9 protein-coding genes are annotated in these 12,615 nt (G+C 72.2%); 4 read left to right on the top strand and 5 right to left on the bottom strand.

All coding sequences use genetic code 11. The annotated features are described in order from the left end of the window. Positions 1–219: 219 nt before the first annotated feature. On the top strand, positions 220–2,055 hold the full coding sequence (gene dnaK, locus CBOVI_RS09420; protein ID WP_029157672.1) for a molecular chaperone DnaK: 1,836 nt from the start codon (positions 220–222) through the stop codon (positions 2,053–2,055). Then, complete coding sequence (gene grpE / locus CBOVI_RS09415) at positions 2,055–2,723, top strand: nucleotide exchange factor GrpE (RefSeq protein WP_010264416.1); 669 nt, start codon at positions 2,055–2,057, stop codon at positions 2,721–2,723. The genes dnaK and grpE overlap by 1 nt, the downstream gene beginning before the upstream one ends. 167 nt (positions 2,724–2,890) lie before the next feature. Here grpE and CBOVI_RS09410 read toward each other — a convergent pair whose 3' ends face one another. Beyond that, positions 2,891–3,451 carry a hypothetical protein gene (locus CBOVI_RS09410; protein WP_029157673.1) on the bottom strand — a complete coding sequence of 187 codons (561 nt, stop codon included), beginning with the start codon at positions 3,449–3,451 and terminating at the stop codon, positions 2,891–2,893. Between the two features lie 352 nt (positions 3,452–3,803). Here CBOVI_RS09410 and dnaJ point away from each other — a divergent pair, with 352 nt between their 5' ends. Together dnaJ and CBOVI_RS09400 are read left to right on the top strand one after the other, a co-directional pair. Next, on the top strand, positions 3,804–5,060 hold the full coding sequence (gene dnaJ / locus CBOVI_RS09405; RefSeq protein WP_010264421.1) for a molecular chaperone DnaJ: 1,257 nt from the start codon (positions 3,804–3,806) through the stop codon (positions 5,058–5,060). A 219-nt stretch (positions 5,061–5,279) separates the two neighbouring features. After that, on the top strand, positions 5,280–5,663 hold the full coding sequence (locus tag CBOVI_RS09400) for a heat shock protein transcriptional repressor HspR (RefSeq protein ID WP_125173231.1): 384 nt from the start codon (positions 5,280–5,282) through the stop codon (positions 5,661–5,663). Here CBOVI_RS09400 and CBOVI_RS09395 read toward each other — a convergent pair. The 4 genes from CBOVI_RS09395 to CBOVI_RS09380 form a co-directional block, all read right to left on the bottom strand. Continuing rightward, the gene (locus CBOVI_RS09395; RefSeq protein ID WP_010264427.1) at positions 5,647–7,638 is read right to left on the bottom strand and encodes an ABC transporter ATP-binding protein; all 1,992 of its coding nucleotides are present in this window, start codon (positions 7,636–7,638) and stop codon (positions 5,647–5,649) included. The two genes, CBOVI_RS09400 and CBOVI_RS09395, sit on opposite strands and share 17 nt — an antisense overlap. Next, positions 7,631–9,361, bottom strand: a complete 1,731-nt coding sequence (locus CBOVI_RS09390; RefSeq protein ID WP_198484981.1) for an ABC transporter ATP-binding protein — start codon at positions 9,359–9,361, stop codon at positions 7,631–7,633. Before CBOVI_RS09390 ends, CBOVI_RS09395 begins: the two co-directional genes overlap by 8 nt. Before the next feature lie 129 nt (positions 9,362–9,490). Next, positions 9,491–10,960: a basic amino acid/polyamine antiporter gene (locus CBOVI_RS09385; protein WP_010264433.1), complete on the bottom strand. Its 1,470-nt coding sequence runs from the start codon at positions 10,958–10,960 to the stop codon at positions 9,491–9,493. 163 nt (positions 10,961–11,123) lie between these two features. After that, positions 11,124–12,509: an alpha/beta fold hydrolase gene (locus CBOVI_RS09380; protein ID WP_010264434.1), complete on the bottom strand. Its 1,386-nt coding sequence runs from the start codon at positions 12,507–12,509 to the stop codon at positions 11,124–11,126. Positions 12,510–12,615: the final 106 nt, after the last annotated feature.

Here is a 12,615-nt window from a genome sequence, read left to right as displayed (position 1 = left end):
GATCGGGAACAAGATCGCGGGGGGACCCGTTGTGCAGGGTGACAGAACGTTGAGCGTGACCCACTCAAGGTCGCTTGACGCGCACACCGTCGGTGACCACACTGGGAACCAGACATGAGCGCGGTGCACTGAGAGTGCCGGCGGCGGAGTGCCCCGGTGACGCATCCTGCGCCGCAGGCGCTCAACACACATTGACCCGTCACAGGAGGAATATTCACTATGGGACGCGCAGTAGGTATCGACCTCGGCACCACCAACTCTGTGGTGTCTGTCCTGGAGGGTGGCGAGGCCACGGTCATCGCCAACTCCGAGGGCTCCCGGACGACGCCCTCGATCGTCGCCTTCGCCAAGAACGGTGAGGTGCTCGTCGGGCAGTCGGCCAAGAACCAGGCGGTGACGAACGTCGACCGCACCATCCGCTCCGTCAAGCGGCACATCGGTGAGGACTGGAAGGTCGACATCGACGACAAGTCCTACACCGCCCAGGAGATCTCCGCCCGCACCCTGCAGAAGCTGAAGAGGGACGCGGAGAGCTACCTCGGTGAGGACGTCACCGACGCCGTCATCACCGTCCCGGCGTACTTCAACGACGCCCAGCGCCAGGCCACGAAGGAGGCCGGCCAGATCGCGGGCCTCAACGTCCTGCGCATCGTCAACGAGCCGACGGCCGCCGCCCTCGCCTACGGGCTGGAGAAGGGCGACAAGGAGCAGACCATCCTCGTCTTCGACCTCGGTGGCGGCACGTTCGACGTCTCGCTGCTCGAGATCGGCGACGGTGTCGTCGAGGTCCGCGCGACCTCCGGCGACAACGAGCTCGGCGGTGACGACTGGGACCAGCGGATCGTCGACTGGCTCGTCGAGAAGTTCAAGGCCGCCCACGGCATCGACCTGACCAAGGACAAGATGGCCCTCCAGCGTCTCCGCGAGGCCGCGGAGAAGGCGAAGATCGAGCTGTCCTCCTCCCAGCAGGCGTCGATCAACCTGCCGTACATCACGGTGGACGCGGACAAGAACCCGCTGTTCCTCGACGAGACCCTGAGCCGGACCGAGTTCCAGAAGATCACCCAGGACCTCCTCGACCGGACGAAGAAGCCCTTCGAGGCCGTCCTCAAGGACGCGGACGTCGACGTCTCCGACATCGAGCACGTCGTGCTCGTCGGCGGCTCCACCCGTATGCCCGCCGTCACCGAGCTCGTCAAGCAGCTCACCGGCGGCAAGGAGCCGAACAAGGGCGTCAACCCGGACGAGGTCGTCGCCGTCGGTGCGGCCCTCCAGGCCGGTGTCCTGCGCGGTGAGGTCAAGGACGTCCTGCTTCTCGACGTCACGCCCCTGTCGCTCGGCATCGAGACCAAGGGCGGCGTCATGACGAAGCTCATCGAGCGGAACACGACGATCCCGACGAAGCGGTCCGAGACCTTCACGACCGCCGAGGACAACCAGCCCTCCGTGCAGATCCAGGTCTTCCAGGGTGAGCGCGAGATGGCGCAGCACAACAAGCTGCTCGGCTCCTTCGAGCTCGGCGGGATCGCCCCGGCGCCGCGTGGCGTGCCGCAGATCGAGGTCACCTTCGACATCGACGCCAACGGCATCGTCCACGTCACGGCGAAGGACAAGGGCACCGGCAAGGAGAACACGATCAAGATCCAGGAGGGCTCCGGCCTGTCCCAGGAGGAGATCGACCGGATGGTCAAGGAGGCCGAGACCCACGCCGAGGAGGACCGGAAGCGCCGCGAGGAGCAGGAGGTCCGCAACTCCGCGGAGTCGATGGTCTACCAGACCCGGAAGTTCCTCGACGACAACAAGGAGAAGGTCTCCGACGACACCCGCTCGAAGGTCGAGCAGGCCGCCGACGCCGTCGACGAGTCGCTCAAGGGCGACGACATCGAGGCCATCAAGGACGCGGTGGAGAAGCTCTCCGCCGAGTCCCAGGCGATGGGCACGGCGATCTACGAGGCCGAGGCCGCCCAGGCCGGTGAGGCCGGCGCCGCCGACGGTGGCGACCCCAACGTCGTCGACGCCGAGGTCGTCGAGGACGAGGAGGATGAGAAGAAGTAATGGCTGACGCATACACCTCCGGCGGCATGTCCGACGACCCCGGAGCACCAGAGTCCACGGACCCCGAGGCGACAAGCGCCGAGACCGCCGAGGCTGAGGCGGAGGAGGCCGCCGCTGAGGCGGCCGTCGACCCGGAGGCGGACGCCGAGGTCAACGAGGTCCTCGACGGCTCGGTCCCCCACGACCTCCGCGCCGCGGAGGACGCGCAGGACGACGCGGTCGACCTCGACGGGGTCGGCGGACAGGACGTCGATCCCGTCCGCGCCGAACTCGACGAGCGGACCGCCGACCTGCAGCGGGTCACCGCCGAGTACGCCAACTACCGGCGGCGGGTCGACCGCGACCGGAAGGCCGTCGTCGAGGGTGCGCGGGCGGACGTCGTCTCGTCCCTGCTCGGGATCCTCGACGACCTCCAGCTCGCCGAGTCCCACGGCGACCTCGACGGTCCCCTGAAGTCGGTGTCGGACAAGCTCACCTCGGCGCTCACGGGCCTCGGTCTCGAGGCCTTCGCCGAGGAGGGCGACGGGTTCGACCCCGCGCTCCACGAGGCGGTGCAGGACACGTCCTCGGGCGACGAGAAGGTGATCGGCACCGTCCTGCGCAAGGGCTACCGGCTCGGTGACCGGACGCTGCGCCACGCGCTCGTCGTCATCGCCGACCCGGCGTAGCCCCCCCCGGGCCCGCGGGCCGCGGGTCGTGGCCCCCTGACCGTGGTCGCCTGACCCCGGCCCCCGGTCCGGTTTCTCCGGGCCTCCGGGCCTCCGGGCCGCGGCCTGGTGGCCGGGCCTCGGTCTCGACCGGCCTCAGCGGCTCAGGCCCTCAGGCCCCCCGGGCCTCAGCGGCCCTGGCGGAGCAGGTCGGCGAGGGGGCCGTCCTCGTGGATGTGGATGAAGCTCCCGCCCGCGCCCTCCCCGGGGGCCGCGACCGAGGTCACCCGCGTGACCTCGCCGTCGAGCCAGACGGAGACCTCCGGGGACACGGGGTGCGGGTACCGGTCGTGCGCCCGGGCGGCGTACGGCCCCATCATCCCGATGCCGTTGTAGAGATGGTCCCCGGACGTCACGTCCCGGGCCATGAGCAGTCCCCGGTGGGGGACCGCGAAGAGGATGCCCTGCGACTGGTCGATCTCCGGGGCGAACCGGTGGAGGACGTCCGGCAGGGACTCCCCGGCGGTGCTGAAGTCCACCGCGTCGGACACCGAGCGGATCGCCCAGAAGTACGCCCCGCCGTCACCGTCGGCGATGCGGTCGACCGTGATGGTCACCGCCCCCGGCGTGGACGACGCCGTCGCCCCCGCGGCGGGGGAGGTGGCGGTCGCGGCCGACGCCCCGGCGGGTGCGCCGGTCGACGTGGCGGTGGTGGTGCTCTCGGTCTCGGTCTCGGTGCTGCTGGTCATTGCTGGCTCCCGGGGTCTGGACGGAATTCGGTGCCACCGTCGGCGGCCGCGCCGCTGACTGTGGCGGACCCTGTGCCTCCCGGCGGGGCCGCCGGGGCGTGGGACACGGTCGCGGTCCACGGTCGCGGTGCCGGAACCGCCGGACATGGTGGGCGTGCCGTCGCGAGCCTAATGGTGAACGGGCCCGGGCGCACTGACCGCCACCGGGGCCACCCCGCCGCCACCGCTCGGCCGGCCGTCACGAACCCGTGGTGAGCTGGGGTTACAGGGAGAAGTTCAGCGTGTTAGGCTCAAGAATGTGTGCCAGGTCCGGCTGACGGAGAGGGCACGAGAGAAGAAAGGAAGTCACGAGGTGGCACAGAAGGAGTGGGCCGAGAAGGACTACTACGCCGATCTCGGTGTCTCCTCCACGGCGGGCGCGGACGAGATCAAGAAGGCGTACAGGAAGATCGCCCGGGAGAACCACCCGGACGCGAACCCCGGGGACGCCGCGGCCGAGGAACGCTTCAAGAAGGCGTCCGAGGCGTACTCGGTGATCGGTGACAAGGACCACCGCAAGGAGTACGACGAGTTCAAGGCGATGCTCGCCTCCGGCGGCTTCACCGGCCAGGGCTTCGGCGGCGCCGGGCAGGGCTTCCGCGGCGGCTACGGCACCGGCGGCACCGGCGGGTTCACCACCGGGGGGTCGACGGCGGACTTCTCCGACATCTTCGGGGGAGGCACCGGCGGCGGCTTCAGCGGCGGGTTCAGCGGTGGCCTCGGCGACCTCTTCGGGGACATGTTCAGCGGGGCCGCCGACGGCGGTGCCGGGGCGGGGGCGTCCGCCGGCGGAGGCGGGCGTCGTACCTCCCGGAGGACCCGGGGCGCGGACGTCGAGACCGAGATCACCCTCGACTTCCGCGAGGCGACGAAGGGCGTCACGGTCCCGATCCGCCTCACCAACGCGGCCGCGTGCACGACCTGCCACGGCTCCGGCGCGGCCCCGGGCACCGAGGCGACCCGGTGCTCGACGTGCTCCGGCAGCGGGTTCGTCTCGGAGAACCGCGGCGCGTTCGGGTTCTCCCGGCCGTGCCCGGACTGCTCCGGCACCGGCACGCGCATCGAGGACCCGTGCCCGGACTGCGGCGGCAGCGGGCGGCGCACCCGGACGCGCACGATCACCGTCCGGGTGCCCGCCGGCGTCGTCGACGGGCAGAAGGTCCGGCTCGCCGGGCAGGGCGAGGCCGGTGAACGCGGCCGCCCCGCCGGCGACCTCTTCGTCACCGTCCACGTGCGGCCCGACCGGGTGTTCACCCGCAGCGGCGACGACCTGGAGATCACCGTGCCGGTGAGCTTCACCGAACTCGTGCTCGGCGGGACGATCACCGTGCCGACGCTGGACTCCCGCGTCCGGGTCCGCATCCCCCAGGGGGCGGCCGACGGGACGACGCTGCGCGTGCGCGGCCGGGGCGTGTCCAAGCGCAACGGCGCGAGCGGCGACCTGCTCGTCACCGTGAAGGTCAGCGTGCCGAAGGACCTCGACGAGGGCGCGATGTCCGCGCTGCGCCGGTACGCCGAGGAGGAGAAGCGGTCCGGATTCGACCCGCGGGCGAACTGGGACGGCAGGTGACCGGCGATGACTGCGGAGAACAGGGCCGCGGGGAACAGCACCGCGGATAACAGGACCGCGGGGAACAGGGCCGCGGACAACCGGGTCGCGGGGAACAGGGCCGCGGGGAACAGGGCCGCGGATAACAGGACCGCGGCGGACGGGACCGCCCCGGAGGGCACCGGGTCGCGCGGCGGCGGTGACCGGGGCCCGGCCGGCCGCGGCACCGGCGACCGGGAGGTGTACGTCATCTCCGTCGCCGCCGAGATCACCGGCATGCACGCCCAGACGCTGCGCACGTACGACCGGATGGGCCTCGTCACCCCGGAGCGGACGCGGGGCGGCGGTCGCCGGTACTCCCGCAGCGACATCGACCAGCTGCGGGAGATCCAGCGGCTCAGTCACGACGAGGGCGTGAACCTCGCCGGCATCAAGACGATCATCGCCCTCCAGGCGAAGGTCGCGGAGCTCGAGGAGGAGAACGACCGGCTCGCCCGGCGCCTCGCCGAGGCCGAGCAGGCCGCCGAGCAGGCCGGGGCCCGACGGCGCGGGGAGATCGTCCACGTCCCCCGGTCCACGGCCGTCGTCATGTGGGAGCCGCGCACCGTCAGGCGTCGGCGCTGAGGCGGGCGTACGCGCCCCCGGCGGCGACGAGCTCGTCGTGCGTGCCCCGCTCGACGATGCGCCCCGCCTCCATGACGAGGATGACGTCCGCGTCCCGGATCGTCGACAACCGGTGGGCGATGACGAACGACGTGCGGTCCCGCCGCAGCGCCGCCATCGCCCGCTGGACCAGCTGCTCGGTGCGGGTGTCGACCGAGCTCGTCGCCTCGTCGAGGATGAGCAGCGCGGGGCGGGCGAGGAACGCCCGGGCGATCGTGACGAGCTGCCGCTCCCCGGCGGACAGACTGCCGCTGTCCTGCGACACGACCGTGTCGTAGCCGTCGGGCAGGGAGTGGACGAACCGGTCGACGTACGCGGCCTTCGCGGCGGCGACGACCTCCGCGTCGGTCGCGTCGAGCCTCCCGTACCGGATGTTCTCCCGGATCGTGCCCTCGAACAGCACCGCGTCCTGGAGGACCATGCCGACCTGCGAGCGCAGCCCGTGCCGGGTCAGGTCCCGGATGTCCGTCCCGTCGAGGAGGATCCGCCCGCCCGTGACGTCGTAGAACCGCATGATGAGGTTGACCAGCGTCGTCTTGCCCGCACCCGTCGGGCCGACGATCGCGGCGGTCTGCCCCGGCCGGACGGTGAGGGACAGGCCCTCGATGAGCGGGGCGTCGGGGGAGTAGCTGAAGTCCACGTCCTCGAACTCGACGAGCCCCGTCGCCCGGCCCGCGACCGTCGGTGTCGGGTGGTCGGGCTCCTCCTCGTCGGCGTCGAGCAGCTCGAACACCCGCTCCGCCGACGCGACGCCGGACTGGAGCTGGTTCATCACCCCGGCGAGCTGGCCCAGCGGCTGGTTGAACTCGCGGGAGTACTGGATGAACGCCGTCGCCTCGCCGAGGGTCAGCGACCCGGAGGCGATGCGCAGCGCCCCGACGACCGCGATGCCGACGTAGCTGAGGTAGGACAGGAACTGCATGACCGGCATCATCATCCCGGAGAGGAACTGCGCCGACGACGACGTGCGGAACAGCCGCTCGTTGCGCTCGTCGAACTCCGCCTCCATGTCCGCGGACCGGCCGAACACCCGGACGAGCTCGTGACCGGAGAAGCTCTCCTCGACATGGCCGTTGAGCTGGCCGGTGCTCCGCCACTGCCCGGCGAACCGGGACTGCGCCCGCGCGCCGATGACGCCCACGACGACGCCGGTGAGGGGCAGGGCCACGAACGCGATGAGGGCCAGCTGCCAGGAGACCGCGAGCATCATGACCGTGATGCCGACGACGGTCAGCGCGGAGTACACGAGCTGGGACAGTGCCTGCTGGAGCGCCTGCTGGATGTTGTCGACGTCGTTCGTCGTCCGCGACAGGATGTCGCCGCGTTGCCGGGTGTCGAAGTAGCTCAGCGGCAGGCGGTTGAGCTTGCGCTCGACCTCCGCGCGGAGGGAGTGGACGACGTCCATCGCCACCCGGTTGAGCAGCAGCCCCTCCACCCACATGAGGACGGACGCGGCGAGGTACATGGCGAGCACGACGGCGATGACGGAGCCGAGCGCGCCGAAGTCCACGCCCTGCCCCGCGACGGCGCCGGACGCCCGGGCCATCGCCGGCATGTCCTCACCGGCGGTGTAGTGCCGCCCGGTGACCCCGGCGACGATGATGTCCATCGCGTGGCCGATGAGACGCGGGGCGAGGACGTTGAGGGAGACGTAGCCGACGACGAGCACGACGACGAGCGCGAACGTCAGGCGCGCGGGGGCGAGCAGGCCGGCGAGGCGCAGCGCCGACGGCCAGAACGCCCGGGCGGTGCGCGGGGCCGGGCCGCCGGTGGGGTCGGTGCCGACGAGGCCCTCGAGCTCCGAGATCTCGTCGTCGCTGATCGCGGCGTGCAGGTCGGGGCCGTCGGTACGGTCGGCGCGTCCGGTACGGTCGGCGCGCCCGGTGCGGCGGTCGGTGGGACGGCGGGTGACGCGGCGGAGCCGGGACTCAGACACGGGCCACCCCCTGGGACTCCGCGATGGCCCGGTACGTCGGTGACGTGGCGAGCAGGTCGTCGTGCGTCCCCTCGGCGACGACCCGGCCGGCGTCCATGACGAGGATGCGGTCGGCGTCGGTGATCGTCGCGACGCGCTGGGCGACGATGATGACCGTCGTCCCCCGCGTCCGTGGCGCCAACGCCGCGCGGAGGCGCGCGTCGGTCGCGACGTCGAGCGCGGAGAAGGAGTCGTCGAAAAGGAGCACCCTCGGCCGTGCGACGAGCGCGCGGGCGATGCACAACCGCTGCCGCTGACCACCGGAGACGTCCGTGCCCCCCTGCGACACCGTGGACTCCAGCCCACCCGGCCGGTCCCGCACGAGGTCCGCGGCCTGGGCGACGGTGAGCGCGTCCCAGAGTTCCCCGTCGGTCGCCGACGGTCGCCCGAACCGGAGGTTGTGCGCGATCGTCCCGGAGAACAGGTACGGCCGTTGGGGGACGACGGCCACCCGGCGGCTCAGCTCCTCCCGCGACATCTCCGTCACGGACACGCCGTCGACGAGCACCTCGCCGGACGTCGGCGCGTACAGCCGGGGGATGAGCGTGAGCAGCGTCGACTTCCCCGACCCCGTCGCCCCGATGACCGCCGTGACCTCCCCCGGACGCGCGGTGAACGAGACCCCGGAGAGCACCGGCTCCTCCGCACCCGGGTACCGGAAGGACACGTCCCGGAACTCGACGTCCCCCGCCAGCCGGTCCGGGGTGACCGGGTCGACGGGCTCACGGACGGCGGGCTCGGTGTCGAGCACCTCGGCGATGCGCCGGGCGCAGATCACCGCCCGCGGCAGCATCATCGCCATGAACGTGCCCATCATCACCGCGGTGAGGATCTGGAGGAGGTACTGGATGAAGGCGGTGAGGGAGCCGACCTCCATCGCCCCGTCGGCGACGCGGTGCCCGCCGAACCACAGCACCGACGCCGTGGCGACGTGCAGGATCATCGTGATGACCGGGCCCATGAGCACGAACACCTGCCCGATCGACAGGGACAGGGCCGTGATCCGGTCGTTCGCCTCCCCGAACCGCCGCACCTCGTGGTCCTCCCGGACGAAGGCGCGGACGACCCGGATGCCCGTGATCTGCTCGCGCAGCACCCCGTTCACGGCGTCCAGCCGGTCCTGCATCAGCGTGAACATCGGCATGAGCCGGGCGACCAGCGCGCCCACGACGACAACGAGCACCGGGACGGCCACCCACACCAGCCACGACAGGCCCGCGTCCTCCCGCACCGCCATGACGATCCCGCCGACCGACATGATCGGCGCCATGACCATGAGGTTGAGCATCATGACCGAGACGGTCTGCACCTGCTGGACGTCGTTCGTCCCCCGGGTGATGAGCGTCGCCGCCCCGAACCGGTCCGTGTCCTCCGCCCCGAACCGCGACACCGCGCGGTACACGTCCCGCCGCAGGTCACGGCCGATTCCCGTCGCGGTGCGCGCGCCGAACCACACCGCGGCGACGGCGGTGACGACCTGGAGGAGGGCGACGCCCAGCATGACCAGGCCCGTCCGCCGGATGTAGTCCACGTCGCCCACGGCGACGCCCCGGTCGATGATCCGGGCGTTGAGGGTCGGCAGGTACAGCGTGGCGAGGGTGGACGCCAGCTGGAGGACGAGGACGGCGGCGACGTACACGGCGTACGGCCGTGAGCGCATCGTCAGGAGGCGCAGTAGGTGCACGGTGGGGACTCCCGGCGGATCGTGAATGTCCGGTCAGGCTACCCCGGGGGCTGCGCGGGGAGGAATCGGGGCGACGTCACCGCGGGGGGTCGTGGGGCCCGGCGTGAGGTGTGGGGTGCCGCGTCCGCGTCAGAGGGAGAGGTTGCCGGTGAGGAGGAGGGCCAGGGCGACGACGGCCGCACCGACGATGACCGTGACGACGACCCACTCGAAGCGGTTGAACACCCGCCCGCCGGCGGCGAGCCGGGTCAGCGTGTACACGACCGCGCCGGGCAGCATGAGCAGCGTGCCGAGGAGCACGAACCGCAGGTCGGCGGCGTAGATGAGCCACAGGGAGTAGAGGAACCCGACGGCGCCGAGCACGAGGTGCACCCGGTTCGTCCCGGCCGGGACGGCCGGCCCGGACAGGTCGAACTTCCGCCCGGCGTCGGGGTGCTGGATCCCCTCGCCCCGGGTGCAGAGGAAGAGCAGGTAGAGGGAGGAGAAGACGTAGGGCACGAGGTAGAGGGAGGTCGCCAGCTGCACCATCGTCGTGTACGTCGCCTGGTTGAGGTAGAACACGACGATGAACACCTGGATGACCAGCGCGGAGATGAACTGGGCGGCGACGGGGGAGCCGGCGCGGTTCGTCCGGCCCACGACCCGGGGCAGCAGCCCGTCCTGCGCCATGAGCGTCACGGGTTCCGCGCACAGCATCTGCCAGGACACGTACGCGCCGAGGACGGAGATGCACAGCCCCGCGGAGATGAGCCCCGCGCCCCACGGCCCGACGACGGCCCGGAGGACCTCGGCCATGGAGTTGTCGCCCATCGCCGCGAGCTCCTCGCGGGGGACGACGCCGTAGGACAGGAGGCTCACGGCGACGAGCAGGGCGAACACGACGAGGAACCCGAGGAACGTCGCGACGGACACGTCCCGGCGGCTGCGGGCCCGCCGCGAGTACGTGCTGGCGCCCTCGACGCCGATGAACGTCCACACGGTGAAGAGCATCGTGCCCTTGACCTGGTCGGTGAAGGACCGGGCCTCGTCGCCGCCGGCCCCGAACGTCGCCGCCCGGCCCCACACGTCGGCGGTGAAGTACTCGGTGTGGAAGCCGACGAGGACGACGACGCCGAGGAAGACGAGGATCGGCAGGATCTTGCTCACCGTCGTCACGACGTTGAGGATCGCGGCCTGGTGCACGCCCCGGGAGAGGATGAGGAAGATCCCCCACGTCAGCGCGGAGACGGCGAGCGACTGGACGAGCGGGTGGTCGCCGTCGAACACCGGGACGAAGAACCCGAGGGAGCTGAAGAAGAGGGTGGCGTAGCCGACCTGGGCGATGATCGTGCCCAGCCAGTACCCCCACGCGCTGGAGAAGCCCACGAAGTCGCCGAGGCCGGCGCGGACGTAGGCGTACACGCCGGAGTCCAGGTGGGGTTTGCGGTGGGCGAGGGCCTGGAAGACGAAGGCGACGCACAGCATCCCGACGCCGGTGACGAGCCAGCCGACGGCCGCGGCCCCCGGCCCGGCGGCGCCGGCGATGTTCTGCGGCAGGGCGAAGATCCCCGCGCCGACGCACGAGCCGACGATGAGGGACACGAGCGTGCCGAGACGCACCGTGCCGACGGTGCGGGCCGCGGCGGTCGCCGTCGACCCCGACCCGGACGCGCCGGACCCGGCACCGGCACCGGCACCCGGACCGGCACCCGCGCCGGCGGCGTCGACAAGTGCTGGGGAATCCCCACTATCAGCTGAACTCACGGAGTAGAACCTAACCCGGTCAGTGGTCGTGCGCCAACTGGCGGAGACGGCGCAGGATCCCGGCCCCGTCGACGCCGATGCCGTTGTGCTCCCACAGGTTCGTCACGAAGGGGCGCAGCGGGGTGCCGTCCGCGCCGATGAGCTCGGCGGTCGCGGTGGACAGGTCGTGGGGGACGAACATGTCGTCGAGGTACACGGCCGCCGCGGTGGGCACGTCGACGGCCCGCAGCGCCGCGGCGTCGTACAGCGGCGTCCAGTCGTCCTTCCGGGCGAGGATCTCCGCGACGTCCCGCCACGGCCGCAGGGCGGGGTCCTCCTCGAGGTGCCAGGGGAAGAAGTGCTCGCCGGTGAGGAACACCGGGTCGTCCCCGGTCCCCGCGAGGTCCTCGGCGAAGCCCGCGGCGATGCCGTCGTCGTCCCCGGCCGTGGCCCGCAGCCGGTCGGCGGACCACGCGGTCGCCGTGTCCTGGCCGTAGATCGACTCGTGGAGGACGGCGTACAGCGGCGTCTCCCGCAGGTCGAGCATCGCCGCCGTGCGGGCGAGGAACGGGGTGCCCAGCCGGCGTTCCCCGCGGACCGTCCGGAACGGGTCCTCCAGGAGGTAGGCGAGGGTGTCGACGCCGCCGGTCCGGCCGAGGGACATGCCGACCGTGCGGAACCGCCGGGAGCTCAGCCGCTCCCCGGACGGGAGGCGTTCGTCGTGGTCGTCGAGGTGGGCGCAGACCTCCCGGACGCGCCCGGCGGCCCACGGCACCCGGCGGTGGAAGCGGCGGTTGCGGACGGCGGTGCGGGCGTACGTCGCGCGGTAGACGTCGTCGACGCGGGTGTGCGGGTCGTCGGCGAAGCCGGGCAGCCCGCCGGTGAGGTACGCCTCGGCGACACCCTGCGGGGCGACGGAGAGGTACGTCGTGATGCAGAACCCGCCGAAGGACTGTCCGAGGAGCGCCCACGGGGCGTCGGGGAGGTGGCCGTCGGCGATGAGGGCGTGGCGGAGCAGTTCGGCGTCCCGGACGATGTCGTCCGCGCGCAGGTGGGTGAGGTACTCCGCCTGCTCGGCCGGGGTGGCGCCGAGGGACGTCGGGTCCGCCGCGTCGACGGGGGTGGAGCGGCCCGTGCCGCGCTGGTCGAGGAGGATGACCCGCCAGTGGCGGAGGGCCTCGCCGAGCCAGCCGCCGGGGGTGCCGGTCGGGGCGGTGGGCCGGGGGGAGGGGCAGCCGGGGCCGCCCTGGAGGAAGAGCAGGGCGGGCCGGTCGGCGCCGCCGTCGGCGACGTACTCGCGCGCGTACACGTCGATGCGGCGGGGGTCGGGGGCCCGGTGGTCCAGCGGGGCGGTGAGCAGGTGCTCGTGGACGGTGTGCCCGTGGCGGCGGGTCGTCGTGGTCGTCAGGCCTGTGCTCGGTGACATGCGGACCAGCGTAGCCAGCCGGGGGGGCGGCCGGGCCGGGTCGGTGGTGGTCGGTGGTGCCGCGGTGGTGGTGGGGTGGTGGTGGGGTGGGGCGCGCGGCCGGGCG

Origin of the sequence: Corynebacterium bovis DSM 20582 = CIP 54.80 (assembly GCF_030408615.1) — a bacterium.
Classification (GTDB): domain Bacteria; phylum Actinomycetota; class Actinomycetes; order Mycobacteriales; family Mycobacteriaceae; genus Corynebacterium; species Corynebacterium bovis.
This window is presented reverse-complemented; position numbering and strand designations above follow the sequence as displayed.